The 26,257-nt window shown below is 71.7% G+C and carries 23 protein-coding genes and 1 tRNA gene; 8 read left to right on the plus strand and 16 right to left on the minus strand.

What is annotated here, in order from left to right:
• Nucleotides 1-232: 232 nt before the first annotated feature.
• Entirely contained in the window at nt 233-1,969 is a 1,737-nt protein-coding gene (locus OIE67_RS02240; RefSeq protein WP_326636143.1) for a sensor histidine kinase, read from the plus strand.
• 1 nt (nt 1,970) lies between these two features.
• On the plus strand, nt 1,971-2,639 hold the full coding sequence (locus tag OIE67_RS02245) for a response regulator transcription factor (protein WP_326645178.1): 669 nt from the start codon (nt 1,971-1,973) through the stop codon (nt 2,637-2,639).
• Nucleotides 2,640-2,679: 40 nt separating this feature from the next.
• On the opposite strand, the gene OIE67_RS02250 is transcribed toward OIE67_RS02245, so the two are convergent.
• The 5 genes from OIE67_RS02250 to OIE67_RS02270 all read right to left on the minus strand — a co-directional run bounded on the left by OIE67_RS02250 (nt 2,680) and on the right by OIE67_RS02270 (nt 6,734).
• A complete protein-coding gene (locus OIE67_RS02250) occupies nt 2,680-3,900 on the minus strand; it encodes a DUF418 domain-containing protein (RefSeq protein WP_326636145.1) in 1,221 nt (406 codons plus the stop codon).
• A 16-nt stretch (nt 3,901-3,916) separates the two neighbouring features.
• Nucleotides 3,917-4,558 carry a GPP34 family phosphoprotein gene (locus OIE67_RS02255; RefSeq protein ID WP_326636147.1) on the minus strand — a complete coding sequence of 214 codons (642 nt, stop codon included), beginning with the start codon at nt 4,556-4,558 and terminating at the stop codon, nt 3,917-3,919.
• Nucleotides 4,533-4,781 (minus strand): hypothetical protein, encoded by a 249-nt coding sequence (locus OIE67_RS02260; RefSeq protein ID WP_407674827.1) that lies wholly within the window; start codon nt 4,779-4,781, stop codon nt 4,533-4,535. The genes OIE67_RS02255 and OIE67_RS02260 overlap by 26 nt, the downstream gene beginning before the upstream one ends.
• A 5-nt stretch (nt 4,782-4,786) precedes the next feature.
• Nucleotides 4,787-5,737: an SPFH domain-containing protein gene (locus tag OIE67_RS02265; protein WP_326636149.1), complete on the minus strand. Its 951-nt coding sequence runs from the start codon at nt 5,735-5,737 to the stop codon at nt 4,787-4,789.
• 175 nt (nt 5,738-5,912) lie between these two features.
• Nucleotides 5,913-6,734 carry a spermidine synthase gene (locus tag OIE67_RS02270; RefSeq protein ID WP_326645182.1) on the minus strand — a complete coding sequence of 274 codons (822 nt, stop codon included), beginning with the start codon at nt 6,732-6,734 and terminating at the stop codon, nt 5,913-5,915.
• A 123-nt stretch (nt 6,735-6,857) separates the two neighbouring features.
• On the opposite strand from OIE67_RS02270, the gene OIE67_RS02275 reads away from it, so the two are divergent.
• The 4 genes from OIE67_RS02275 to lat all read left to right on the plus strand — a co-directional run bounded on the left by OIE67_RS02275 (nt 6,858) and on the right by lat (nt 10,982).
• Nucleotides 6,858-8,318 (plus strand): penicillin-binding transpeptidase domain-containing protein, encoded by a 1,461-nt coding sequence (locus OIE67_RS02275; RefSeq protein WP_326636150.1) that lies wholly within the window; start codon nt 6,858-6,860, stop codon nt 8,316-8,318.
• Nucleotides 8,319-8,370: 52 nt separating this feature from the next.
• Nucleotides 8,371-9,018, plus strand: a complete 648-nt coding sequence (gene trhA, locus OIE67_RS02280; protein WP_326636152.1) for a PAQR family membrane homeostasis protein TrhA — start codon at nt 8,371-8,373, stop codon at nt 9,016-9,018.
• A gap of 87 nt (nt 9,019-9,105) precedes the next feature.
• Complete coding sequence (locus OIE67_RS02285; RefSeq protein WP_326636154.1) at nt 9,106-9,648, plus strand: HdeD family acid-resistance protein; 543 nt, start codon at nt 9,106-9,108, stop codon at nt 9,646-9,648.
• 65 nt (nt 9,649-9,713) lie between these two features.
• Nucleotides 9,714-10,982 carry an L-lysine 6-transaminase gene (gene lat / locus OIE67_RS02290; protein ID WP_326636156.1) on the plus strand — a complete coding sequence of 423 codons (1,269 nt, stop codon included), beginning with the start codon at nt 9,714-9,716 and terminating at the stop codon, nt 10,980-10,982.
• A 6-nt stretch (nt 10,983-10,988) separates the two neighbouring features.
• Here lat and OIE67_RS02295 read toward each other — a convergent pair whose 3' ends face one another.
• Nucleotides 10,989-12,209, minus strand: coding sequence for an NAD(P)/FAD-dependent oxidoreductase (locus OIE67_RS02295; RefSeq protein WP_326636158.1), 1,221 nt, complete (start codon nt 12,207-12,209; stop codon nt 10,989-10,991).
• 176 nt (nt 12,210-12,385) lie between these two features.
• On the opposite strand from OIE67_RS02295, the gene OIE67_RS02300 reads away from it, so the two are divergent.
• Nucleotides 12,386-13,570, plus strand: coding sequence for an RNA-guided endonuclease InsQ/TnpB family protein (locus tag OIE67_RS02300; protein WP_326636160.1), 1,185 nt, complete (start codon nt 12,386-12,388; stop codon nt 13,568-13,570).
• Nucleotides 13,571-13,765: 195 nt separating this feature from the next.
• On the opposite strand, the gene OIE67_RS02305 is transcribed toward OIE67_RS02300, so the two are convergent.
• The 8 genes from OIE67_RS02305 to OIE67_RS02340 all read right to left on the minus strand — a co-directional run bounded on the left by OIE67_RS02305 (nt 13,766) and on the right by OIE67_RS02340 (nt 22,605).
• Nucleotides 13,766-13,960: a helix-turn-helix domain-containing protein gene (locus OIE67_RS02305; protein WP_326636162.1), complete on the minus strand. Its 195-nt coding sequence runs from the start codon at nt 13,958-13,960 to the stop codon at nt 13,766-13,768.
• Between the two features lie 186 nt (nt 13,961-14,146).
• Nucleotides 14,147-14,222: transfer RNA gene (locus tag OIE67_RS02310), tRNA-His, on the minus strand.
• Nucleotides 14,223-14,290: 68 nt separating this feature from the next.
• Entirely contained in the window at nt 14,291-14,884 is a 594-nt protein-coding gene (gene orn, locus OIE67_RS02315) for an oligoribonuclease (RefSeq protein ID WP_106249050.1), read from the minus strand.
• A gap of 68 nt (nt 14,885-14,952) precedes the next feature.
• Nucleotides 14,953-16,143 carry a DUF2510 domain-containing protein gene (locus OIE67_RS02320; protein WP_326636164.1) on the minus strand — a complete coding sequence of 397 codons (1,191 nt, stop codon included), beginning with the start codon at nt 16,141-16,143 and terminating at the stop codon, nt 14,953-14,955.
• Nucleotides 16,144-16,234: 91 nt separating this feature from the next.
• On the minus strand, nt 16,235-17,617 hold the full coding sequence (locus tag OIE67_RS02325; protein ID WP_326636166.1) for a protein kinase family protein: 1,383 nt from the start codon (nt 17,615-17,617) through the stop codon (nt 16,235-16,237).
• Nucleotides 17,618-17,640: 23 nt separating this feature from the next.
• Nucleotides 17,641-19,323: a serine/threonine-protein kinase gene (locus OIE67_RS02330; protein ID WP_326636168.1), complete on the minus strand. Its 1,683-nt coding sequence runs from the start codon at nt 19,321-19,323 to the stop codon at nt 17,641-17,643.
• A 109-nt stretch (nt 19,324-19,432) separates the two neighbouring features.
• Nucleotides 19,433-21,880, minus strand: a complete 2,448-nt coding sequence (locus tag OIE67_RS02335; protein ID WP_326636170.1) for a serine/threonine-protein kinase — start codon at nt 21,878-21,880, stop codon at nt 19,433-19,435.
• A gap of 86 nt (nt 21,881-21,966) precedes the next feature.
• Complete coding sequence (locus OIE67_RS02340) at nt 21,967-22,605, minus strand: pyridoxamine 5'-phosphate oxidase family protein (protein WP_326636172.1); 639 nt, start codon at nt 22,603-22,605, stop codon at nt 21,967-21,969.
• 71 nt (nt 22,606-22,676) lie between these two features.
• On the opposite strand from OIE67_RS02340, the gene pdxR reads away from it, so the two are divergent.
• Entirely contained in the window at nt 22,677-24,065 is a 1,389-nt protein-coding gene (gene pdxR / locus OIE67_RS02345; protein WP_326636174.1) for a MocR-like pyridoxine biosynthesis transcription factor PdxR, read from the plus strand.
• On the opposite strand, the gene OIE67_RS02350 is transcribed toward pdxR, so the two are convergent.
• Together OIE67_RS02350 and OIE67_RS02355 are read right to left on the minus strand one after the other, a co-directional pair.
• Nucleotides 24,043-25,167 (minus strand): DegT/DnrJ/EryC1/StrS family aminotransferase, encoded by a 1,125-nt coding sequence (locus OIE67_RS02350; protein ID WP_326636176.1) that lies wholly within the window; start codon nt 25,165-25,167, stop codon nt 24,043-24,045. The two genes, pdxR and OIE67_RS02350, sit on opposite strands and share 23 nt — an antisense overlap.
• Nucleotides 25,164-26,246 carry a GNAT family N-acetyltransferase gene (locus OIE67_RS02355; RefSeq protein WP_326636177.1) on the minus strand — a complete coding sequence of 361 codons (1,083 nt, stop codon included), beginning with the start codon at nt 26,244-26,246 and terminating at the stop codon, nt 25,164-25,166. The genes OIE67_RS02350 and OIE67_RS02355 overlap by 4 nt, the downstream gene beginning before the upstream one ends.
• Nucleotides 26,247-26,257: the final 11 nt, after the last annotated feature.

Below are 26,257 nucleotides of genomic sequence, written 5' to 3' on the forward strand. Positions count from 1 at the left end.
TCCGTTTCGGACGTGAGGCTGAAGGACTGGGGCTCTGGGCTTGAGGGTTACGGGGTCGTGCTCTGGCTTCGTGTTCCGGGTTCGGGGGTTCTGCTTCGTTTCTTCAGCGAACACCGGCCGGCGTGGCCGCCACCACCAAGCGGGCCGCCGTTGTCGCTGGTGGGGATGGCCGTAACGAATATGCGGATAACCTCATAGACGCGTACGCGCACGTTCGTCACGATGAGGCTTTATGAAGCGGAGGCTGATGGCCGCGCCGCTGGCGTTGGCGGCGGTCGGGAGCATCGTGATCGGCGCGCTCCTGGAGTCGGGGACGCCCGCGCCGGCCACGCAGTGGGCGTTCGTCGCGGTCTCCCTGCTCCTGCCCGCGCTGGGCTGGTTGCTGGCGGCCAGGCGCCCCGATCTCGGCTACGGCTGGCTGCTGCTGGCCGCCGCGCTGTCCTTGGGGCTCGGCATGCTCGGCGTGGGCCTGGACCTCCACGGTGGCCCCCCGGTGCTGGTTGTCCTCCTCTGCTCCTTCTTCGCCGGGTTCTACGGCCTGACCTGGATCTACGTGCCCCTGCTGTTCCCCGACGGGCGGCTGCCCGCGCGGCGCTGGCGGATCGTGGCGTGGATCTCGGGCCTCGCGATCGCGGCGCATGGCGTGGGCGCCATGGCGGCCGGCATCGCCCCGTCCACGATGGACCGGCCGCGCTCGGCGGAGACGCTGGCCGCGATGCTCACGTCGGGAGCCGGGCAGCTGGTCACGTGGATCATGGCGGTGATCGTGTTCTGCGGGCTGGTCGTGCGCTGGCGGAGGGCCGGCGAGGGCGAGCGCGGGCAGTACGCCCTGATGGTCGCCGGCATGTTCGCGACCGCGGTGGGTGTGGTGCTGACGTTGCTGTTCAGCTACGGCGGGGTGCAGGTCGCGGCGGTCGGCGTGATCGGGATCCTGACGGTGGTCGGCTCGCTGCCCGCCGCGATCGCCGTGGCGGTCGTGCGGCACCGGCTGCTCGACATCCGCGTCGGCCTGCGGGGATCGCGCCTGCAGTTCGTGTTCGACCTGCGGCCGACGGCGGACGAGGTGCTGTCCGACCTCGGTACGGCGCTGGAGGACGCCGCCGAGCCGGTGGAGCAGGTCGGCCGGCTGGCCGCGGCGGTGCGGTCCGGGCTGGACCTGCGGTGGGCGGCCGTGACGCTGGCCGACGGCACCCGCGTGGTGGCGGGCAGGGAGAGCGGCGAGGCGGTGCTGGAGCTGCCGGTACGCGGCGGGCTCGGCCGGATCGAGTGCGGTCCCAGGGACGCGGGCCCGCTGACCCGGGTGGACCGCCGGCTGCTGGAGGCCCTGGCCGTGCCCGCCGGGCTGGCGATCCAGAGCGCCGGCCTGGTCACCCGCCTGGTCAACGCGCAGGAGGCCGAGCGCCGCCGGATCGAGCGCAACATCCACGACGGCGTCCAGCAGCAGCTCGTCGCCCTCATCGCCGGCCTCGAACTGGCCAGGGCCACCGGCGGCGGCGCCGACCTGCTGGCCGGGCTGCGCGAGCAGGCCCGCCAGACGCTCGACGACCTGCGCGAGCTCGCGGCCGGCATCCATCCGTCCTCGCTCAGCCAGGGCGGCCTGGTGGAGGCCGTGGAGGAGCGCTGCTCCCGGCTCCCCGTGCGCACGACGGTGAGCGCGCCCCCGCCGCTGCGGGCCCGGCGCTTCGCCGACGAGGTGGAGGGCGCGCTTTACTTCACGGTGAGCGAGGCCGTGGCGAACGCGCTCAAGCACGCGGGCGCGGCCAGCATCGAGGTGGGCCTGTCACAGCCGGACGGCCGGCTGAGCGCCACGGTCGCCGACGACGGCGCGGGCTTCGACCCGCAGACGACGAGCCGCAGGGGCCTGGCCACACTGGCGGACCGGCTGGACGCGCTCGGCGGCGAACTGACGGTGGACAGCGAACCGGGGAAGGGGACACGGGTGAACGCCTGGGTGCCGATCGGTGGGTGAGATGATCCGCACGGTGGTGGCGGACGACCACTACCTCGTACGCGAGGGCACCAGGCGGCTGCTGGAGATGTCCGGCGAGGTGACGGTCGTGGGCGCGGTCGGCGACGCCGACGAGCTCATGGACGCCGTACGCAGGCTGGGCCCCGAGGTCGTGATCACCGACATCCGGATGCCGGGCGGGCAGTGGCGGCCGGGCTTCGAGGGCATCGACGCCGCCCACCGCATCCGCGCCGCGCATCCCGGAGTCGGGGTGGTGGTGCTGTCGCAGTTCGCCGACGCGCTGTTCGCGTTCGAGCTGTTCAAGCACGGCACGGAGGGGTACGCGTACCTGCTCAAGGACCGGGTGGGCGACCTGGACGAGCTGCTCGGGGCGATCAGGGCGGTGGCGTCGGGCGGCTCGGTGATCGACCCGAAGGTGGTCGAGGGGCTGCTGGCCAGGCGCGACGTGCGCGGCCAGCAGGAGGCGCTGACCGGCAGGGAGCGCGACGTGCTGCGGGAGATGGCCCACGGCCGCTCCAACGCGGCCATCGCCCGCGCCCTGCACCTGTCGATCTCCTCGGTGGAGAAGAACGTCAACGCCATCTTCACCAAGCTCGGCCTGGAGAACAGCGGCGACGTGCACCGGCGGGTGGCGGCGGTGCTGGCCTACCTGGGGCCGGAGCCCTCGTGACCGGCCCCAGGCGAGGCGGCTCACTCATAGCCTGGACGGCTCAGCGGTAGGCCAGGCGGCGGAGCAGGATCTCGGCCGGGCCGCGGTGGCGTACCCGCCGCATGACGTCGGCCAGCACCAGCGAGCCCAGCCAGGTCAGCGCCGCCACGCCGGTGGCGGCGGCGAGGCCGAGGTCGTCCTGCAGCCCCAGACCGTAGGGGTAGAAGACCAGGACGAACACGACGGACTGGAAGAGGTAGAAGGTCATCGACCGCTGCCCGAGAGCCTCGACCATCGTGGTGAGCCGGCCCCTGCTACGGGAGGCCCGGATCGCGACCAGGGCGACGAGCGCCGCCATGCCGATGCCGCCCGCGTACCCGGTGAGCGGCTGCGCCATCGCGGCCGCCCACACCGCCGCGTCCGGCGCGCCGTTCCACACCCCGATCTGCAGGAGACCCGCGGGCAGTCCCCCGGCGACGGACAGAGTGGTGCTGATCACCGCGAAGCGGATGAGGAGGGAGCGGTGGCGCTCGGGCTCGTCCAGGATGCGGCGGCGCGCCGCCCACATGCCCAGGGCGATCCCCGGCACGACCGTGACGATGACCGAGAGCACGCTGAAGGGCCAGACGAGGGTCCGCTCGACGAGCAGCTCGCCGAAGCCCCTGGCGCCGGCCGCGACGCTGCCCTTGGTGTAGGTGGACACGCCCTGCGACAGCGGGAACCACAGCACGGCCCCGATCACGGCGGTGGCGGGGATCAGGGTGAGCCCGGCCGTCCACAGCAGCGCCCTGTCGCCCCGCCGCAGCAGGCCGGTCAGCAGGACGGCGCCGAACCCGTAGACGGCGAGGATGTCGATCGGCACCAGCGCCACCGTGTGCGCGAACCCGATCGCCATCAGCCACCAGCCCCGCCGGCGCAGCAGCTTGCGGGCGCTCACCCAGGACTCGCCGCGGGCGATCCGCCGGTCGAGCAACTGCACCAGCGCGTACCCGAAGAGGAAGGCGAACATCGGCCGCGCGTGGTTGCCGACGAACAGGACGTGGAAGAGGTCGGCGATCGTGTTGGCCACCGCCGGGCCGCGATCGACGGAGGTCACGAACAGCGGCGCGTGCGCGAACCCGATGGCCAGCAGCATCACGCCGCGCGCCAGATCAGGGGCGAGCGCCCGTGCGGGAGCGGGGGTGGGGACGGTGCTGACGGTGGGGCCTGGCGGGGCGGGGGCGGGGACGGTCTCGGCGGTGGTGGGGCCTGGCGGTGCGGGAGCCCCGGGCAGTGTGGTCATCTCTCCTCCTGCGTGCTCAGCCCGCTTGCGCGGCGTTCCTGGCCGCGTCGATGTTCTTGCGCAGGGCGGTCGTGATCGGCTTGACGGGCTCGGACAGTTGCTCGATCCGCTTGCGGTGCCGGTAGGACTCGGTCCTGGTCAGCACCACCTTCATCCGGGCGGCGGCGGCCAGCGCCGCCAGGACGCGATCGTCCTGCTCCATCCGGGTGACCGGCCGGCCGCCGCGGATGGCCTGGCCGACGCGCTCGGCGAGCCTGCGCCACAGGTATGCCTTGCGCGGCGTGACCACGGTGAGCGGGAACAGCAGGAACCGGCGCCGCTCCACGTTGATGACCCGGTCGTGCTCCAGCTCGTCGCGCACCAGCCGGACCGCCTTGCCGCTCTCCTTACGGATCCAGTGCCGCCAGGAGCGGGGCGGCGAGGTGGAGATCTGCTCCCACACGACGCCCGGCAGCCCGCCGTGGCGGGGAGCGCTGCGGGCCCGCGGCTTGCCGGACTCGTCGGTCAGGTGCCCCGCCAGCAGCAGCTCGGCCAGGGCCGCGGCGCGCAGCAGGTAACCCAGCTCGCCGCGGTTGGTCAGGCGCTCCTTGCTCAGGTCGAAGGCCAGCATGAAGGCCGCCCTGGTCAGCGGTTCAGTCTGCTTCGCCGGTGTCTCCATCCGCCTGCTCCTGTTCGTCCTGGCTCTCGTCGGGGATCTTCTTCGGCCGCCCGCGCGGGCGGATCCGCCCCACCCCCTCGGGCATCCGGCCGGCTTCGGTGAGCGCCCTGCGCAGCAGGAACTCGATCTGGGAGTTCGTACTGCGCAGCTCGTCGGACGCCCACCTGGCCAGCGCGTCGTGGACCACGGGGTCGAGCCGGAGAAGGATCTTCTTACGTTCCACGGTGATTACTGGTAGAGCGTGCCGGTGTTGACCACCGGCTGGGTGTCACGGTCGCCCACCAGCACCACGAGCAGGTTGCTCACCATGGCGGCCTTGCGTTCCTCGTCGAGCTCGACGACGTCGTGCTCGGCGAGCTTCTCCAGGGCCATCTCGACCATGCCGACCGCGCCCTCGACGATCCGCTGCCTGGCCGCCACGACCGCCCCGGCCTGCTGGCGGCGCAGCATCGCGTGGGCGATCTCGGGCGCGTACGCCAGGTGGATGATGCGGGACTCGATGACCTTCACGCCGGCGGAGGCGACCCTGGCCCCGATCTCGGTGGACAGCTGGTCGTTGATCTCCTCGGCGTTGTCGCGCAGCGACAGCCTGGGCTCGCCGTGGGCGTCGTACGGGAAGCTGCCCGCTATGTGCCGCACCGCCGTCTCGGCCTGGATGGCCACGAACTCCAGGAAGTCGTCCACCTCGAAGACCGCCTGCGCGGTGTCCTCCACCTGCCAGACCACCACGGTCGCGATCTGGATGGGGTTGCCGTCGGCGTCGTTGACCTTGGTCACGTCGGTCTCGTGGTTGCGGATCCTGGTGGAGACCCGCCGGCGCTGGGTGATCGGGTTGATCCACTGGAAGCCGGGGTTGCGCAGGGTGCCGATGTAGCGGCCGAGCAACTGCACCACCCTGGCCTCGCCCGGCGCCACCGCGGTGAGGCCGAAGTAGAGGAAGAACCCGGTGAGCCCCAGCAGGATGCCCACGACGAGCGCCCACAGCCCCAATGTCCCGCCGTCCGTGGCGAGCACGGCGATCCCGACGATGAACAGCGCGATGCCGGCCAGCTCCAGCGCCGTCGCCACGCCCGCCATCACGAACCCGTTGGCCGCGCGCAGCGGCCGCTCGCTGATCTGGGGCGCCGGCATGTCCACGACCGTGCCTTCGAGCGCGACCCCGCCCGATGTGTTCGCCATCGGCCTGTCTCCCTTCCATGGTGACTTCACCTTGCTAGCAAAGTGATATCACTTTTTGAGAGGCGAGGGAAGTCCTCGGCTCGGTGGGACTTTTGTGCGGGCATGGCGGCAGCGCCGCGCACGTGCAGGGAGGCGGCGGTTCTCAGGTGGTGCGGGGTTGGGCGGCCGGCCGGGGTCAGCCGAAGACGGCGGGAGGCGGGACCGGGGCGAGGACCGGGTCGCCGTCCTTGATGGCGGCCGCGCCGGCGACGAAGTTCGTCAGCGCCTCGCCGTGGACGCAGCGCGCCTGGGTCAGCCCGCCCGCCGCCCGTCGCGTCAGCAGGTCCATCGGCAGCTCGGTACGGGAGGCGGCCACGATGAGGTTGCCGAAGCGGCGCCCCCGCAGGATGCCGGGCTCGGCCAGCAGGGCGACGTGCCGGAACGTGCCCGTGACCGTGGCCACCAGCCGCCTGGTGAAGGCGAGGCCCGTGCCGTCGGCCAGGTTGATCAGCAGGGTGCCGCCGGGGCGCAGGACGCGGGCGAGGTCGCCCATGTACTCGGCCGTGGCCAGCTCGACCGGCATCGTCGCCCCGGTGAACGCGTCGAGGACGATCAGGTCGGCCGTCTCGTCCCACACCTTGGCCGTGCCCTCGCGCCCGCCCGCGACGATGACCTTCAGCCGGGGGACCGAGCGCAGATCGAGCTGCTCGCGGACCAGGTTGACCAGCAGGCCGTCCGGCTCGATCACGATGTGCCTGGACTCGCGGCGGGTGGCGGAGACGTAGCGGGGGATCGTGCAGGCGCCGCCGCCCACGTGGACGCAGCTCAGCGGACCTTCTGGCAAAAGGTCGATCGCATCCGCCATGAGTCGTACATACTCAAATTCCAGAAATGTCGGGTCTTGTAGATCTACATACGACTGAGGTACGCCATCCTTGGACAGCACCCAGCCGTCCTGCCTGTCCAGATCCCGGAGCAGCTCGATCTCGCCGAAAGTCACCGGGTACAGGCCAGGCATCGGCTCCCGCTGTCCACGTGCCACGTCTGATCCCCTCCTGGGAGAAACCGTATGCGACGACGAAGGCTGATTGTGCTCGTTATCGCCGTTGTCGCGGTAGTCGGGGCGGGTGCCTTCGCCGTCATGGCGTCGAGCCGGGTCAAGGGCAGCGCCTCGGAGACGGCCTCCGCGTACTTCGCGGCCTGGCGCGAGGCGGACGCGACGGAGATGGCGCGCCTGGTCTACCGGCCTCCCGGCGACTTCGTCGTCCGGCACCGCGCGCTGAGCGACGAGCTGCACGTCGAGTCCATCGAACTCGCGCCGGGCAGGATGAAGAGCACGGGGGAGGAGAGCGCCGAGGTGCCGTTCGCGGGGGTGCGGCACCTGTCGGAGTTCGGGGCGTGGCCGTTCGACAGCGTGTTACGGCTGGCCGTACGCGACCGGTCCTGGAAGGTGCTGTGGGCGCCCGAGACCCTGCACCCGTTGCTCAAGGACGGCGGCACGCTGGAGCTGGCGGAGATCGACGCCTCGGCGGCCGAACTGGTCACCGCGGAGGGCGACAAGATCCCGAACGACAGCTACGCCGACGCCTACCTCAACCCGCTCAAGCCCGAGTTCGAGCAGGCGGTGCACGGCTGGGCGCTGGTCGCCAAGGCGCCGGGGCAGCCCGACCGGCAGCTGATGACCCGGCGGCCCGAGGCGAACGTCGAGCGCACCACCCTGTCGCGCCCGGTCCAGGCGGCGGCCGCGCGGGCGCTGGACGGCGTGGAGGACTCCACGATCATCGTCATCCGGCCCAGCACCGGAGAGATCATCGGCCTGGCCGACCGGCTGAAGGACAACTACAGCGCGGTGCGCGACGTCTTCCCGCCCGGCTCCGTCTTCAAGACGATCACCGCGGCGGCTCTGCTCAAGAGCGGGCTCGACCCGGCGGCCCAGGTCGGCTGCCCGGGCACGTACCAGATCCCCTTCCACCGCCTGTACGAGAACGACGGCGAGGTGGACCGCGGGGTCGTCACGTTCACCGACGCCTTCGCCTACTCCTGCAACACCACCTTCATCGAGCAGGCCACCACGCGGCTGACGGGGGCCGACCTGCGCGAGACGGCGGACGAGTGGGGCTTCGGCCGGCCGATCGCCACCGGCATCGGCGGGACCTGCGGCACCGTGCCGGAGACCGCCGACCTCGACCTGCTCGCCGCCGACGTCATCGGCCAGGGCGAGGTCGTCGCCACTCCGCTGTGCATGGCCGCGCTCGCCGCCGCCGTCGAGAGCGGCACCTGGCGCTCGCCGCGGCTGCTGTCGAAGGAGCAGGTACGCCGCATCGACGGCGTCCCGCACGGCGACGTCGTCATGGACGGGACGGTCGTGGCCGCGCTGCGGGACATGATGACGGCCGTCGTCGACCATGGCACCGCCAGCGACTCCGGGCTGCCCGAGGGGGTCGCGGGCAAGACCGGCACCGCCGAGGTTGAGGGGGAGACCTCGCACGCCTGGTTCCTCGGCTACCGCGACGACCTGGCCTTCTGCGTCTTCATCAGGAACGGGGGCTCGGGCCGGGCCGCGGCCGTCCCGGTGGCCGCCCGCTTCCTGAAGGGCCTGTGATTCCGCCGGGCCGGAAGGAGAGCGTCCGCTAACCTACGGTACCGTAGGTTTCATGACGACCATCACCGTGAAGCCCAGGCTGCGAGGCTGGTTGCACACTGGAGCGCTGCCCGTCACCCTGATCGCGGGGTTCGTGCTCGTGGCGCTCGGTCCCACCTTGCAGGCACGTGCCGCCGCCGCCGTCTACGCCGTCACCTCGGCCCTGCTCTTCGGCATCTCCGCCACCTACCACCGCGGTGAGCTCGGCCCCCGGCTCGCGGAGTTCCTGCGCCGGGTGGACCACGCGAACATCTACCTGATCATCGCCGGGACCTACACCCCGTTCGCCCTCCTGGCGCTGGACGGCGCGCCCCGCGTCGCGGTGCTCTCGATCATCTGGAGCGGCGCCCTGGCCGGGGTGCTGTTCCGGGTGCTCTGGATGAACGCGCCGCGCTGGCTCTACACGGTGCTCTACCTGGCGCTCGGCTGGACCGCGGTCTTCGTCATGCCGCAACTGCTCGAAGGCGCCGGCCTGGCCGCCGTCGTGCTGGTGGCGGTCGGGGGCGTGTTCTACTCGGCCGGAGCCGTCGTCTACGGCCTGCGCCGCCCCGATCCCTCGCCCCGCTGGTTCGGCTTCCACGAGGTCTTCCACGCCTTCACCGTCGCCGCGTACCTGGTGCAGTACATCGCGGTGTCGATCGTGGTCTACTCCCACGTCTGACCCCAAAGTGGTCATGAAAGGGCCGATCGCCGACATTTGACCCGTTGCTGGTCTGTTCGAGGGCGCCTCCCGGAAAGGCAGACCAGTATGGGGGATATCTCTCGTTCGTGGTGGCTGCTGCTCATTCGCGGCCTGGCGGCGATCGTCTTCGGCATCCTGGCGTTCAGCTGGCCCGGGCTCACGCTGCTCGTCCTGGTGGTCTTCTTCGGCGTGTACGCCATCGTCAGCGGTGCGTCCGAGCTGTTCGCCGGATTCCGCCACGGGGCACGGTCACGCGCCTGGCTGATCATCTCCGGGATCCTCGGCATCCTGGCCGGGATCGTGGCCTTCGTCTGGCCGGGCCTCACCGCCGTCGCCCTGCTCTACATCATCGCCTTCTGGGCCATCTTCAGCGGCATCGCCGAGATCGTGGCGGGCGTGCAGCTGCGCAAGGTGATCGACAACGAGTGGATGTTCATCGTCGGCGGCGTCCTGTCGGTGATCTTCGGTGTCCTGCTGCTCATCTGGCCCGGCGCGGGGCTGCTCGGCCTGGCCTGGCTGATCGGCGTCTTCGCGATCCTCTACGGCATCGCGATGATCGCCCTGTCACTGCGCGTGAAGAACTTCACTTCGAGGGCAGGTATACCGTAAATTTTGTCTGGATGCCGACATTCTTCAAGAGGAATGTCAGGCACCCGATTCGCTGTGGAGGCGCCATGGACGTACACGCCCGCCTTGCCCGCCACCTTCTCGTCGACGGATACCGGCTCGTGCTCGATCTGGAGCTCAGCCACGGCTCCTGGCTCGTCGACGCCAGGAACGGCCGCCGCTACCTCGACTTCTACACCTTCTTCGCCTCGGCCCCACTGGGTGTGAACCCGCCCTTCGACCCCGACTTCACCCACCTGCTCGGTCAGGTGGCCCGCAACAAGCCGGCCAACCCCGACATCTACACCGAGCACCTGGCCGACTTCGTCGACACCTTCGCCCGCGTGCTCGGCGACCCGGCCCTGCCGCACCTGTTCTTCGTCGAGGGCGGCGCCCTCGCGGTCGAGAACGCGCTGAAGACCGCCTTCGACTGGAAGAGCCGCCGCAACGAGGCCGCGGGCCGATCACGCGACCTGGGCACCCAGGTGCTGCACCTGACCAAGGCCTTCCACGGCCGCAGCGGCTACACGCTGAGCCTGACCAACACCGAGCCGGGCAAGACCGACCGCTTCCCCGCGTTCGGCTGGCCGCGCATCGACGTGCCCGCCATCCACTTCGGCGACGTCGAGGCCGCCGAGGAGCGGGCGCTGGCCCAGGCGCGGGCGGCGTTCGAACGGCACCCGCACGACATCGCCTGCTTCATCGCCGAACCCATCCAGGGCGAGGGCGGCGACAACCACATGCGGCCCGAGTTCCTCCAGGCCATGCAGCGGCTCTGCCACGAGTACGACGCCCTGTTCATCCTGGACGAGGTGCAGACCGGCGGCGGCACGACCGGGACGCCGTGGGCGTACCAGCAACTGGGGCTTGAGCCCGACGTGGTGGCCTTCGCCAAGAAGGTCCAGGTCGGCGGGATCATGGCGGGCCGCAGGGTGGACCTGGTGCCCGACAACGTCTTCCAGCAGAGCGGGCGGATCAACTCGACGTGGGGCGGCGGCCTGGTGGACATGGTGCGCAGCCGCGGCATCCTGGAGATCATCGAGCGCGACGGCCTGATCGCCCGTGCCGCGAGCGTGGGGGAGATGCTGCTCGAACGTCTCACCAAGCTGGAGGCGGAGCGTCCGGAGGCGCTGTCCGACGTGCGCGGGCGTGGCCTGATGTGCGCCTTCGACCTGCCCGACCAGGCCGCCCGCGACGCGCTGGTGACCCGGCTCAGGGAGGAGCACGGGGTGCTGGTGCTGCCGTGCGGGCCCAGGTCCGTCCGCCTGCGCCCGGCGCTGAACATCCCCGAGCCCGACATCGACCACGGCCTGACCGCCCTGTCCGCGGCCCTGTAGACGGGGTTACTGGGTGACGCTGGTGGCGGTGCGCCGCGGCCCGGCGTAGCGCCAGAAGAAGTTGAGCAGCACGCTGACCCGGTTGCGCCCGCCCAGCAGGTACGCCACGTGGATGAAGATCCACACCAGCCAGGCGGGCAGCCCGCGCATGGTCAGCCCGTTGGCCAGTTGCAGCACGGCCTCCGCCTTGCCCACCGTCGCCATGATCCCCGGATCCTGGTACGAGAACGGCCGCAGCGGACGCCCCTGGATCGCCGCGGCGATCTGCCGGCCCACGTGCTTGCCCATCTGGATCGCCGGCTGGGCGAGCTGGGGCAGCGGGTCCGGCGGCCCGGACAGGTCCCCGGCGACGAAGATCTCGGGATGCTCCGGCACGTTGAGCGCCTCGGTGAGCGTGATCCGGCCGCCCTTGCCCTGCGGCAACCCCCAGGCACCCACCTCGGGCGGCGCGGTGACGCCGAGGGCCCACACGGTCACGTCGCTCGGCAGCCGGGTGCCGTCCTTGAGCACCACGGCGTCGGGCTCGACGGAGGCCACGGTGGAGCCCAGCCGTAGCCGTACGCCGCGCTTGCGCAGCGCCTTGGCCGCCGAGTCGCGCAGCCGCGGCTTGTACGGCGCCAGCACGTAGTCGAACCGCTCGACCAGCGTCACGCTCGTCTGGTCCGGCCGCACCTCGGGATGCGTCAGCGGGATCGTGCGCCGCCGCAGCTCGGCCAGCGTGCCGGCCATCTCGACCCCGGTCGCGCCCGCGCCCACCACCACGATGTGGGTGCTCTCACGCCGTCCCGCCGCGGTGTCCTCCAGGCAGTGCTGCATCAGCCGGCGCAGTGTGGCGGCGTCGTTGAGCGAGTAGATGGGGTGGGCGTTCTCCTGCGCGCCGGCCACGTTGAGCCAGTTGGTGGTGACGCCGGTGGCCAGCACCAGGTAGTCGTAGTCGAGCACGGTGCCGTCGTCCAGCTCGACCTTCTTCTCGTCGGCCAGCACCTTGCTCAGCGAGGCCCGCCTGGCCCGCACATTGGGCCACTTGGCGGCGAACGTCCTGATCGGGTAGGACACGTCGGACGTCCCCATCCCCGCCGTGGCCACCTGGTAGAGCAGCGGCTGGAACGTGGAGTAGGGGTTGCGGTCGACGACCGTGACCAGCGCTCCGCTCCTGGCCAGCTCCCGTGTCGCGTTCAGCCCCGCGAAACCCGCGCCCACGACGACGACCCGCGCTCTCTTCACCATCAGCCCCTCCCGAGGGGACCAGCGCCTTTAGGCGACGGGGAAATCGGGAGCGGGAGGGCCGCCAAGGCCCGAGTGTGCCTTGACCTGCCAGGTCCGCGCATCACAGATCCCCTTCCGGGTTTTGTCGGTGTAAGCCGATAGCGTGGTTGTCTCGTTACCGAACGTGGGGGGTGGGTGTGCGCCGGTCGTTCAAGTACCTGCTGCGCCCCACCAGCGAGCAGGCCGCCGCGCTCGCGCAGTGTCTGGAGGAGCACCGGCAGTTGTACAACGCCGCGCTGGAGCACCGCCGCACCGCCTACGCCAGGGCGGGCGTGAGTGTCCGATACGCAGACCAGTCGGCCGAGTTGAAGCACATCCGCGGCGATGACCCCGGCGGGCAGGGCCGGTGGTCGTTCTCTTCCCAGCAGGCCACGCTGCGTCGCTTGGACAAGGCGTTCCGCGCGTTCTTCGAACGCGTCAAGACTGGCCGTACGCCGGGGTTTCCCCGGTTCAAGGGCCGGGGCCGGTTCGACACGGTGGAATGGCCGAAGGACGGCGACGGCTGCCGGTGGGACTCCCAGCCCGAGCACCCGACCGCCACGTTCGTGCGGTTGCAGGGCGTCGGGCACGTCCGGGTGCATCAGCACCGGCCGGTCAGAGGCCGGGTCAAGACGATCAGCGTGAAGCGGAAGTCCTCCCGCTGGTATGTGGTCCTGTCGTGTGACGAGGTGCCCGCCGAGCCGCTTCCCGCCACGGGCGCGGTAGCCGGGATCGACATGGGTGTGGCCTGGCTGGTCACCACTTCCGGCGGGGAGCACCTGGCCAATCCCCGCCACCTGGCCGCAACCGCCGAACGTCTCGCGACGGCGCAGCGGGACCTCTCCCGCAAGAAACGGGGCTCCAAGCGGCGGCGCAAGGCGGTGGCCCGCGTTGCCGCGCTGCACGGCAAGGTGCGCCGCCAGCGGCTCGACTACGCGCACAAGACCGCGCTCGCGCTGGTCCGCGACTACGACCTGATCATGCACGAGGACCTGCCGATCACCAACATGACCCGCTCGGCGTCCGGCACGATCGAGGCCCCCGGCCGCAACGTCGCCGCCAAGGCCGGTCTCAACCGGAGCATCCTGGACGCGGGTTGGGGGGTGTTCCTGATGATCCTCGCGCACAAGGCTGAAAGCGCCGGTCGAGAGCTGATCGCGGTGAACCCCGCCGGCACCTCCCGCGCCTGTGCCCGATGCGGGCACTGCGCGAAAGAGAACCGCGTCACCCAGGCGGAGTTCGTCTGTACGGCGTGCGGGCATGCCGCGCACGCCGACGTGAACGCGGCGGTCAACATCCTCAGGGCAGGGCTTGCCCTTCGCCGGGCTGCGGAAGCGGCTTAGCGAGAAGCCGCTCCCTCCAGGGAGCGGAGGAGTCACGAAGAAGTCCTTCCCCATTGACAGCGTCATGGATGCCTATGGCACCGCCAGCATCTCTTAAACCACTGAATACGGGATCGGCACGAAATCTCCGCCGCACGTAAGAGGGCCCTCTCGCCTGATCGGGGAAGCGAGAAGGCCCGTGACCGGGGCCGGCGGCTACTCCTGACGTGAGCGCCACAGCCCGATGGCGGTGACGCGGGAGTCGACGCCGAGCTTGGCGTAGATCCGGTTGACGTGGTTCTTCACGGTCTTCTCGCTGAGAAACAGCCGCCGCGCGATCTGCCCGTTGGACTGACCGGTCGCGATGAGGTCCATGACCTCGGCTTCGCGTTTGCTCAGGGACGTGAACACGCTATCGAACGCTGCGTCGTCGACTCTCATCCGGCCTCCGGGGGCGCGCAGACGGTCAGGTCGCCGATGGCCCCCGTGCTTCCGGCGTTAGCGGTAGACAGCGAGCATAACCCGCATTGTCATGATTTGGGGTCGTTGTCGGTAGAAAAGACAAACGGCCGGTCCCGAAGGACCGGCCGTTCGCGCTGGGGTGAGTGAAGGGACTTGAACCCTCGACATCCAGGACCACAACCTGGCGCTCTGCCAACTGAGCTACACCCACCACGGCCACCCACTGCGTGGTGGCACAGGAAAAGTGTAGCGGGATTCGGGAGTCTTTACGCCACCCGTTTAGCCGCTGACCCGCTCTGCCAGGGCTCTCGCGGTCGCCGAATCGGGCCCCGGCTGACCCACGAAGATCGCCGCGCGGTAGTAGCGCAGCTCCCTGATGCTCTCCGTGATGTCCGCCAGAGCACGGTGTCCGCCCTGCTTTTCCGGTGCGGCGAAGTAGACCCGCGGATACCACCGGCGCACCAGCTCCTTGATCGACGAGACGTCGATCATCCGGTAGTGCAAATAGGAATCGACCCCGGGCATGTCGCGGGAGATGAACGTGCGATCGGTGCCGATCGAGTTGCCGCACAGCGGGGCCTTCTTCGGCTCGGGCACGTGGCGGCGGATGTAGTCGAGCACCAGCGCCTCCGCCTCCGCCAGCGTCACCCCGCCCGCCAGCTCGGGCAGCAGCCCGGAGGCGGTGTGCATCTCGCGCACGACCTGCGACATCTGCTCCAGGGACTCGGGCGGCGGTTTGATGACCACGTCGACGCCCTCGTCCAGCTGGTTGAGCTCGCTGTCGGTGATCACGCACGCCACTTCGACGAGCGCGTCGCGCCCCAGGTCGAGCCCGGTCATCTCACAGTCGATCCAGACCAGCACGTCACTCATTCGATCTCCTCGCCCAGCGGCTCGGAGCAATCCGCCCGCTTGTTACCCCACCAGCCTAGTGCCACCGGTCAGGCCGGTTTGAGCGAGCCGAGAACCTGCTCGACCACGTCGGTGCCCAGATTGTCGGGAACGGAGACGTACGCGATGGCCGGGCTCTGCCCGTCGCCCCGATCCACGAGCACGATCGCCCCGTTCTCCTTCTTCCACTTGTAGCCCTTCTCCTCCGAGATCTTGGTGAAGTCGAGCTCGAACCGCAACAGCCAGGCGTCCTTGCCGCCCACCTTCATCGCCTTGTCCTCGATGACCTTGCTCTCGTGGGCGGGCGCGTAGTAGCGGGTGGTGAAGTCCACGAAGACGGCTTTGGCGGTGTCGCCGAGACCCGTGGCGCCGGAGTAGGGGTAGAGCTCGTTGAGCAGCCCCGTGAAGACGTTGCCGATCCAGTCGGCCTCGCCCTCGTAGTTCTCCTGGGCGTCCGCCTTGACCGCGGCCGTCCACTGTTGCTCGGTCGGCCTGCCGTTGTTGACCTCGTTGACCGCGGCCACCTCCCAGCCGCTGGGCACCTTGAAGGCCAGCCCGCTGCGCGGATCGGTGATCACGCCGTCGGCCGGCTGCGGGAACTCGCCGCCCTGGCTCGGCAGCGGGTCCTGCGACGGCGGCCCCTGGGACGGAGGCTCCTCGGTGGGGAAGCGCGGCTCGGCCGTCTCACGGGGCGGCGACGCGACGCCCGTACTGTCCCTGTTGATGAAGAAGATCCCGGCCACCACGATCAGCGCGAGCACCACCAGCGCCGCCAGGCCGCCGAACACCCACGGCAGCGGATTGCCCTGCTTGGGCGGCGGCGGGTAGCCGGGCCCCGGCAGCGGCCCGCCCCACTGCTGGGTGGGCGGCTGTGCGGACGACTGGGCGGACGACTGGGCGGACGACTGGGTGGGCCCGCCGGGAGCGCCGTAGGCCGACTGGCCGTAGGTGGGCCCGCCGAACTGCAGCGTGGGGTTCGCCGGCGTCACCGCCCAGCCGGGACCGGTCTGCGGCTGCGGCTGGGGCTGCTGCTGGGGTGGTGGCTGGGGGAACGACTGTGTCGGGGCCTGAGCGGACGGCTGGAAGGGGGGCTGCGGCTGGGGGCCGGACGCCGGCTGCTGGGACTGGCCCTGCGGCTCCTGGGCGTGCAGCGCGTCCGTCCACTGGCTGCCGTCCCACCAGCGGAGCTGAGGCTCTCCGTAGGGGTCGGGGTACCAGCCCGCGGGGGTCTGCGTGGTCATGTTCGCCAGATTAGTAAGAACCGCTTTGATATGCATTGCTGAGCGCGATCGGGCGGTCCCCGCCCGGCCGGTCAGCACGTACAGAGGCTTGTCAGCACTTGTAGGAGAACGTGGCCTTGTCCGAGCGCACCGGCCCCGGCGTGAGGATCCGCAGCGTGGCCGTGGCCTTGACGTTGCTCCTGCCCCGCAGCGTCCACCGCAGCGGCACCGTGTACGACGTCTTGTCGGCCTGCGTGCGTAACGTCCCCTTGACGACCTCCTTGTCGAGGTTCTTGCGCCACTCGTACGTGATCTCGCCCGGCGCCCCGTTCGTGACGACCGTGCCGGTGACCACCACCGCGCGGTCGCAGCCCTGCGTCTTCTTCGGCGCCACCACGTTCACCGACATGACCGCCAGGTCCGGCGCGGTGCCCAGTTTCAGCCAGGCCAGGACCGCCCCCGCCATCACGATCGCGAACACGACCGCCGACAGGATCGTGCGCCGCCGCCTGGCCCGCGAGACCCGGTCGGCCCGCCCGCCGGGGCGGTGCACGGTGGCCGCCTCGTCGCGGCCCGCCCGCCAGATCCGTTCGGCCTCCGTCTCCTGCCGCTCCCGCGCCTGCGGCTGGGTCCCGACCCCCGGCCCGAACTGAACCGGTCCCGTCGACCGGCCGGGGACGTGCAGCAGCGTGACGATGTCGCCCTCGTCCCTGTTCGGCGTCACGACGGGCGGGGCGGCCGAGGCGCGCCCGTAGGCCGGCGCCTGGGCGAACGCCGACTGACCGCGCGCCGCACTCGCCAGGGCGTCCCTGCTGATGCGGCCGCCCGGCAGCGTGCCGCGCTCGTTGACCAGCAGGTCGCGGGCGGCGGCCAGGCCCAGGGTGCCGGCCGTGTTCGCGGCCCGTTCGAACAGCACGGCCACCTCGGGGGCCTGCCGGCCGGCGGAGGCGCCCAGGCCGCGGGCCAGGGAGGCCCAGCCCGCCGCGTCCCGTTCGCGCGGAGAGACCCGCGCCCTGATGGCGTCGGACAGCCCGCGCTCCGACAGCAACGAGACGCCCTCGGAGGTGACGACCACCGTGCCCGGATGCACCGAGCCGTGCGTGACCCCGGCGGAGTGCAGCGCGAGCAGCGTCTGGGCGGTCTCCACCAGGGCGGAGGCCGCCCCGCCCGGATCGACGGGACCGGCCGCGAGCAGGTCGGCCAGCGTCGGGCTGACCGCCTGCGCGGTGAGCAGCCACACCTGCTCGCCCGCCGCGACGACGTCCGCCACCGGGATCAGCCCGCTCAGCCCGGCCAGCACGAGCCGCTGGTCGGTCATGACCGCCTGCACGACGCGGTCGCGGACGCCGGGCAGGCCGACGATCTTCGGGTCGAACAGCAGCGCGCCGGCCCTGCGGCCGTCGGGCGAGATGGCGTCGATCCAGTTGCCGAGTTCGGTCATCCAGGTGTGCTCGGTGAGCCGGAATCCGGCGATACCGTTGTCAGGGTTGTTCATCGCCGTCTGCCCCCCGGGCGCGTCTAGCGCTTCCTTCTGTGACGTCCCGCCATACGGCGCCTCACCGCAAGTGTGACCGGTAGCGCGCCCGTCGTCACCAGGGCGAGCCCGATCAGCGCACCGCCCGCGCCCTCGTCAGTGGTTCCGCCAGTGGTCGAGTCGGTGGTCCGTGGCGCCTGCACCGTCGGCTCGCGGCGCGGCGGCTCCTCGCCGCCGTCTCCCGTGCCGCCCGTGGAGGTGGGCTCGCTCTGGGTGGGCGAGGCCGTGGTCGGGTCGGGGATCGGGTCAGGCCGCCGGGTCGGGGCCGTGGCGCTCGGCGCGGCCGAGGTGGGCGGCCGCTCGCCGTCGGGACGGTAGACGTCGCCGTTCAGCTCGGGTTCCTCGCTCTCCGTGGCGGTGGGCTTCGCGGTGGTGGGCTTGGGGGTCGGCTTCCTGGTCCTGACCGGCGTCCGCGTGGGGGTGGGGGTCGGCTTCCTGGTGGCCGTGGGCCGTACGACCGGGGGAGCGGCGCTTTCCGTGGCCGTCGGGACGGGCGCGGAGGTGGTCTCCTCGGGAGTGGGCGCCTCCTCCTCCGGCTCCTCGGTGGCCTCGTCGGGCGTCTCCTCGACGGCCGGCTCGGGCTCGGACGTGGTCGGCGTGACCTGGGTGGTCTGCGCCTGGAGCACCGGCTCGTCGGATCCGGTGCTGACGAACATCACCACGGCCGCGACGAGCACGCCCGCCGTGGCCGTGGCCAGGGCGATCTTGACCGGGAGCTTGCTCAGGACGCTCGGCGGCTCGTCGAAGTCCGTCTCGGCGAGCGCGGTCTCCGTCTGCGCGGGCTCCTCCAGCGCGGTCGGGAAGAGCAGCACCAGCAGGCCGGCGAGGGCGGCCAGGCGGCGGCGCCCGCGCTCCTCCCAGTCGGGCCCGTACGCCTGCGCCGCGACGGCCTCCAGCTCGGTCAGGAACGCCTCCGCCGACGGCGGCCGCTCCGCCGGGTCCTTGGCCAGGCCGCGCTCGACCAGGTCGCGCAGCTGCCCGGGGATCTCCTCGGTCGGCGGGGCCACGGCCTGGTGCTGGTGGGCCAGGGCGGCGAGGTTGGGGGCACGGAAGGGGCGGGTGCCGGTCAGGCACTCGAAGAACACGACGGTGGCCGCGTAGACGTCGGTCGCGGGCCCCGCGGGCTTGCCCGCCCACTGCTCGGGGGCCATGTACGGCGGCGTGCCCGCGGCGCTCGCGTGCTCGCCGGTCCTGACCGCGATGCCGAAGTCCACCAGCTTGGTGACGCCGTCGTGCTGGACCATGACGTTCTCGGGCTTGAAGTCGCGGTGCACGACCCCGATGGCGTGCGCCGAGGCGAGACCCTGCAGCGAGCCCTTGAGCACCGTCAGCGCCGCCTCAGGCCCTGTGGGCCCTTCCGAGCGCAGGAGCTCGCGCAGCGACACGCCGTTGATCAGCTCCATGATGATCGCCGCGCCCTGCCCGGCCTCGACGTAGTCGATCAGCCTGGCGTGGTACGCGCTCTGTAACGTCGCCAGCAGCCTGGCCTCGTGGCGGAACCTGGCCACGAACCCGACATCGGCTCTCAGCTCGTCGCTGAGGTACTTGATCGCCACCTCGGCGCCGTCGTAGTCACGCCTGGCCAGGACCACCCGGCCCGCGGCCCCCGAGCCCAGCTCGCGGACCTCGGTGTAGCCCGGGACCCCCCACGGCCCATCACCGTACATAACGGTTCTCCTCTGGAGTCACTAGGGCCCCCACCCTCATCAAACGGTCCGTAGCTTAACCAGAGGGAGCCGCTTTCCCGCTACCGTTATTCATACAAGCGGGGAAATGTCACCCAACGGTACCGGGAGACTCGGGCCTCGGTGTGATCTTCGGCGTCGCCCGCGGCGTCTCCTTCGTGGGCTCCTGCGGTTTCTCGCTGGGTGTGTCCCGTGGCTGCTCCACCGGCTTGTCGCTCGGTGGCTCCTTGGTCGGCTCCTCCTCCTGGCACGCCGGGGTGGCGCCGCTGCGACCGGCGCTCCCGCCGGCCGCGGCCGGATCGGTGGCGGCCGTCACCGACCACTTCGAGCCGCAGGGCAGCTTGGCCCGGTAGGCGAACGCCCGGCTGTAGGAGGTCGCGCCGGACAGGGTCACCGTGCGCGTGTCGGCCCCCTCGCCGGCCGCGAACCTGACGGTGAGCCGTACCGGCTGGGTGTTCGCCGTGGTGACCCTGACCTGCGTGGAGATCCCGTCGGCCCGCGCGCCCGCCGCGACGATCGCCACCCGCCGCACCTGCGGCGGGCACGGCACCGAGACCCGCGCCGTGTCGGTCCTGCCGCCCGCGCTCACCCGCACCGACAGCGTCGAGCCGCAGGGGCGGGACCTGAACGTGTGGATGAAGGCCCTGGAATAGGAGGTGCGGCCGGACAGGGTCGCCTCGCGGGTGCCCGCCGCCTCGCCGTCGACCGCGAACCTGGCCTCGACCGGGATCGCGCCGGCGGCGCTGGCGGTGAGCCTGACCCGGGCGGTGGCCGTGCGGCCGGGCACCTCGGGCAGGCCGAGGGCGACGCTGAGTGCGGTCACCCTGGCCGGGCAGGCCGGCACGGACAGGGAGGCCGTCCTGGTGCCGCCGGGAGCCGCCGGTGCGGTGGCGACGCTCAGCGTGACCGTCCTGCCGCAGGGACGCTCGCCGATCCGCCAGCTCAGCGTGCGGGTGTAGGAGGTGGCGCCGCTGAGGCGCAGGCGCTGGGTCCTGCCGTCCGCGCCGGGCGCCGCCCAGGTGGCGGTGACGGTGACCGCGCCGGCGCCGTTCGTGCGGAACGTGACCGTGCTGCGGGCGACGTCGTTCTCGCCGAGCGTGATGCCGCCCACGCTCACTCCCAGCACCGAGGCGGCCGGCGGCGTGCTCGGCTCCGGCTCGGAAGGCGTGGGCGTGGGGGTCGGGGTGGGCGTCGGTGTCGGTGTCGGTGTCGGGGTCGGTGTGGCGGACGTGGGCGTCTCGCTCGGGGCGCCGCTGCCCGTGCTGCTCGGCTGGGTGGCCTGCCTGGTCGGCTCCTGCTCGGGGCGGTCGGCCTCGGGCGGATCCTGCGGGACGGCCTGCGGCGTGGTCCCCGGCTCGGCGGTGGGATCGACGCCGGGGCCTGAATCCGGGCCGTCATCGGTGCCGGGATCGGACTCCGGTTCGGTGGCCGGCGCGGGATCGGACGTCGCCGGATCGGCGACCGGCGCCGTCTCGACCAGGCTGGGCGGCACCGCGGCCGCCGCTCCGACCGGCCGCTCCGGCGGCGGCTGCCGGTTGACCAGCACGACCACCACCGCCACGGCCGCCGCCGAGGCCACCGCGCCGCCCATGGCCAGCCGCCGCGTGTTCGCGCGCAGCCCGCGGAAGACCGTCCTGGCCAGCGACGTGGCCACCTCGGGCGCGGGTGCGGTCTGCGGGGTCGGCAACAACAGCGCGAGCAGCGCCACGAGCGCGGCCAGCCGGCGCCTGCCCCGCTCCTCCCAGTCCTCCCCGTACGCCGCCCTGGCCACCGCCTCCAACTCGGCCACGAACGCCATCGCCCCGCCGGGCCGGCGCGCCGGATCCTTGGCCAGCCCGCGCCGCACCAGCTCGCGCACCGGCGCGGGCGCGTCGTGGAAGGGCACGGGGGCGTGCACGTGCTGGTAGCCGAGCACGCTCGGCTCCGTGGAGCGGTAGGGCCGGTGCCCGGTCAGGCACTCGAAGAAGACGGCCGTGGCCGCGTACACGTCGGTGGCCGGCGAGGCGGGCTGCCCCTCCCACAGCTCGGGCGCCATGTAAGGCGGCGTCCCCTCCGGCCGCGCGGTCGTGCCCTGCCTGACCGCGATGCCGAAGTCGACGAGCTTGCTGACCCCGTCGTCGCGGACGATCACGTTCTCCGGCTTGTAGTCCCGGTGGACCAGCCCCATCTCGTGCGCCTTGGCCAGCCCCAGCAGCGAGCCCTTGAGCACGACCAGCGCCGCCTCCGGCTCGGTGGTGCCGTTCTCGCGCAGCAGCGCCCGCAGCGAGACGCCGTTGACCAGCTCCATCACGATGGCCGCGCCGCCGAAGTCCTGGACGTACTCCCACATCGTGGCGATGTTCGGATCGCGCAGCGTGGTCAGCAGCCGCGCCTCCGACTGGAACCTGGCCAGCGCGGCAGGATCACGCCGCAACTCCTCGGACAGGTACTTGATCGCCACCCTGACCCCGGTGTCGTCGTGCACAGCCTGGACGACGCGTCCGCTGGCACCCGCCCCGAGCTGCTTGATCTCCGTGTAACCGGGAGCACTCCACTGCATATCCGCTCTCCCATCAGGAGCCGGCCCACCTGATGAGACGCGTGATCATGGGCTGGGGTTTTCCAGGTGGTTCCGGATTCATGGAACTACTCCCGATGGAGGATGTGAACAGGCGCACCGATACCTTCTGGGAGCACCGAATCCGGCTCGGGTTCGCCCCACGACGTGACCAGCGGCAACACCCCGGCCCATACCGGCAGGTCGTAGTCCTCCTCCTCGTCCACCGGACCGCCCCTGCGCATTTTGACCGAGGCCTCGTCCAGCGGCAGCGCCAGCACCGCCGTGGCGGCCAGCTCCTTGCGGTTCGGCTTGCGCACGTAGTCCCACTGGCCCGGCGCGAGCCGCTCGGCCAGCGCCCGCAGCCCCTCCATCCGCTCGTCCTCGTCCGTCACCAGCCTGGCCCGGCCGTAGACGATCGCCGAGCGGTAGTTGACCGAGTGGTGGAAGATCGAGCGGGCCAGCACGATGCCGTCGAGGTGGGTGACGGTGACGCAGACGTCGGTGCCCTCGCTCGCGCGCAGCGACGAGGCGCCGGTGGAGCCGTGCAGGTAGAGGGTCTCGCCGATGCGGCCGTAGCCGGTCGGCACGACCATGGGATGGCCGTTCACGATCACGCCCAGGTGACAGATGAGGCCGCTGTCGAGCACCTCGTACAGGTCGTCGCGGTCGGTGCTGCCGCGCTCCTTCGAGCGCCCCAGCGTCGTACGGGGAGTGGTGGAGAGCATGATTCGACCGTAACCACGAAGTGGACCTACGCTGTAGGGCCACTATCCAGCCCTTCGCAGAGACCACTTCCATGCGCAACCACGTTGACCTGCCCGTATCGCTGTCGCGCGAGGCGGACGAACCGCTCACCGCCCAGCTGGCCGGCTGGCTGCGCCGCGCCATGCTGGACGGCACGCTGGCCGCGGGCGAGCGGCTGCCGTCCACCCGTGGCCTGGCGGCCCAGCTCGCGGTCAGCAGGACCGTGGTGACGGAGGCGTACCAGCAGCTCTACGCGGAGGGCTGGCTGGACGGGCGGCACGGCTCGGGCACGTTCGTGGCCGACATCGAGCATGCGGCGCGGCCACCCGCGCCGCCGGAGCGCGCCGTGCCCGCGCCCGTCCCGCCGCCGGCGCCGGCCGACGTGATCGATCTCACGGCCGGCCGGCCCTGGGTGCGCGACTACGACCGGGCGGCCTGGAAGCGGGCCTGGCGCCGGGCCGCCGACCTGCCGCCCGGCGCGGACCCCGACCCGTACGGCCTGCCCCGCCTGCGCGAACTGCTCGCCGACCACCTCAGACGCGCCAGAGGCATGGCCGTCGGCCCCGAGAACATCCTGGTCACCCGGGGCACCGGCAACGGCCTCGACCTGTGCGCGCTGGCCCTGCTCCATCCCGGTGCGAAGGCCGGCGTGGAGGACCCCGGCTACCACGTGGCGCGCACGGTGTTCGCGATCAGGGGCGCCGAGGTGGTGCCCTGCCCGGTCGACGCCGACGGCGTGATCGTGGACACGCTGCCTTCGGACCTGCGCGTGCTCTACACCACGCCCGCCCACCAGTACCCGCTGGGCGGCCGCCTGCCGATCCCGCGCAGGGAGCGCCTGCTGGCCTGGGCCAGGAGCACGGGCGCGACCATCGTGGAGGACGACTACGACGCCGAGTTCCGCTACGACGTCGCCCCGCTGCCCGCCCTCTACGGCCTCGACCCCGAGCGGGTGGTGCTGCTCGGCTCGCTGTCCAAGATCCTCTCGCCCGACGTGGGCGTGGGCTGGCTGGTCGGGGAGGCCGGGCTGGTCGGCCGGCTCGCGGAGCTGCGCCGCGCTACGGGCGACCGCACCAGCGGGCCCGTCCAGCAGGCGGTGGCGACCCTGCTGGAACGCGGCGACATCGACCGGCACCTGCGCAGGATGCGGCTGGAGTACGCGCGCCGCCGCGCCGCCGTCGTCGAGCTCCTCGGCCCGGTCTGCCGGCTGCGCGGCGACACGGCCGGGCTGCACGTCCTGGCCGAGCTGCCCGCCTCGGTGGTGCCCGCCGTCGTCGTGCGGGCCGCGGAGCTCGGCGTGCTGCTCGACTCCGCCGAGCGCCACCACCACGCCGGCACGCGCCTGCACGGCCTGGTCATCGGGTACGGCTCCGCCTCGCTCCCCGACGTCAGGCGGGGCTGCAAGATCCTGGCCGCCCTCATCCGTACGGGCCGGCCGTAGGCGGCTCCAGCCGGCGCAGGACGGGCAGGGAACGGGCGGTGTACATCGGGTCCACGGGCAGCACGTGCCTGGCCCACCAGCGCGCGGGAGCGGGATCGGGGGAGTGCTCGGTGAAGGCGGGGGCGTAGTCGTCGTACGGCGGGTCGTACAGGTAGCCCGTGGAGACCCCGTGCCGCTCCAGCTCGGCGATGGCCGCGTCCCTGTCGGGGACCAGGAGCGGCACCCGGAACAGCGGCCGGGTCAGGTCGTCGAGCACGGCCGGGGCGACGGTGGGCAGCTCGGCCAGGCGCTGCACGCCCGCCAGCCGGCGCGCCCGGTCGCGGGGCACCTTGGCCGTCCGCCGCCCCTGGTACCAGCGGGCCACCCGGCCCCGGCGGGCCCGGTAGCGGTGCAGGTCGGCGTGGACCCAGGGGTCGAAGGGCGGCAGCGAGGGGATCTGCTTGAGCGCCAGTTCGAGCTCGGGCGCGGCCAGGGCGATGCGGAAGCCCTCACGCGGCTCCTGCAGGCCGAGGCGGCGCATGAGCTTGAGCGCGGGACGCACCAGGTCGAGCTTGAGCGCCCCCTGGCGGGCCATGGACGTGGCCACGCTGAGCAGGTCGGCGCGCAGGGAACCGCTGGTCAGCAGCTCGTCACGGGCGCGGGTCAGCGCGTCGAGATCGGCCTGGCTCTCGACGGCCAGCACGCCGCCCGAGCCGGCGCCGGGGTGCTTGGACAGGCTGAACACCCCGGCCTGGCCGAAGGTGCCGAGGGGCCGTCCGCCGAGGTCGGTCTCCATCGCGTGCGCGACGTCCTCGATCAGGATCTTCCCGGCGAAGGCGGGGGCGTCGTCGGGCAGGCCGTACAGGTTGGTCGTCAGCACGGCGTCGACCGCGCCGAGATCCACCCGGGCGACGTCGATGTTGCCGTCGCGGGGCGACAGCGGCGCGATCACCGGGCGCAGCCCGGCCGCGAGCACCAGGAAGAGGATCTCGTCCGCGGAGATGGGGGACATCAGCAGCCGCTGACCGGGCCGGCACCAGTGGCGTAGTGCCAGGTAGAGGCCGAGCCGGTTGGACGGAAGCGACAGACAGTGACGGCCTGTGCGCTCTGCGATGCGTTTCACCCTTGTAGGACAGTACGCAGTCTTCCGTATGTTTTCAATGCCTTGTCCGCGGTTTTGAGCAGCAGCGGATTGGCCATGACCGTAGCGCGGGTCTTGCGCACCGGCACCCGCATCAGCCAGTGCAGCCCGGCCGCCGCGCCGACCCTGGCCACACGCCCCTCGGCCACCTCCAGCTCGCCGTTCTTGAGCTTGTCCTTGTACTCCTTCTGGCCCCGGCCCATGTCGATGACCTGGATGCCGGACTCGGCGGCCCGCTCGGCCATGGCCAGGTGGTGGATGAGGCCGGGGGAGTATTTGGAGTATCGGGGGTCGTAGGCGGGGAACCAGCCCGCCAGCGTGGTGCGCGTGCGGACGCCGAAGTGGCCGGCCACCGGCCGCTCGTCCACGTAGACCATGTCCAGCACCCCGGCGAAGCTCTCGGTCTGCGTGGCCAGCAGCCGCTCGACCAGCTCCACGATCCACTGGTGGGCGAACCTGTCGGTGCGGCCGGTGCGCCGATACTGGTCGGTCTTCCAGCCCAGCAGCGTGCGCAGGGGCGCCAGGTCGGTGGTCGCGTAGTCGTGACGGATCGGCCCGGCCTCGCGCTGGAGCTTGCGCGACTTGGCCAGGGTGGACTTGTAGGTCTTGCCGGAGTGCGCGCGCAGGAACTCCGTGTAACGTTCCCAGCCGTCGCGCAGGTCGATGATCGGCGAGGGATGCCGTTCGTGGTGCTCGCCCATCAGCGGCTGACCGGCCACCAGGTGGTCGAACTCGTAGACCGACAGCCCGCAGCCCTTGATCAGCCGGACCGGGTCGATGTGCACGTCCTTGGCGTGCACCAGCCCCTGCGCGTCGGTGAGCCCGGAGGCGACCGGCTTGCCGATGCCGAGGGGATGTCGCTCGAACGGGAAGAATCCCACGATCTCCTGACCGTCGTGAATGATGGCGACTCTCACGTCATCGCGGAGTTCGCCCACCGTGAGCGTGAACTCGGGGGAGAGGAAGGGATTGTCGAAGGCGGCGTGCGCTTCCTGAAGGGCGCGCCATCGGGTCACTTCCGTCGGGCCCAGTTCGCGAGGCAGGGCAAGGGTGATGCGCATGGGCTCCTACT

Origin of the sequence: Nonomuraea fuscirosea (assembly GCF_035917475.1) — a bacterium.
GTDB classification, from domain to species: Bacteria; Actinomycetota; Actinomycetes; order Streptosporangiales; family Streptosporangiaceae; genus Nonomuraea; species Nonomuraea fuscirosea.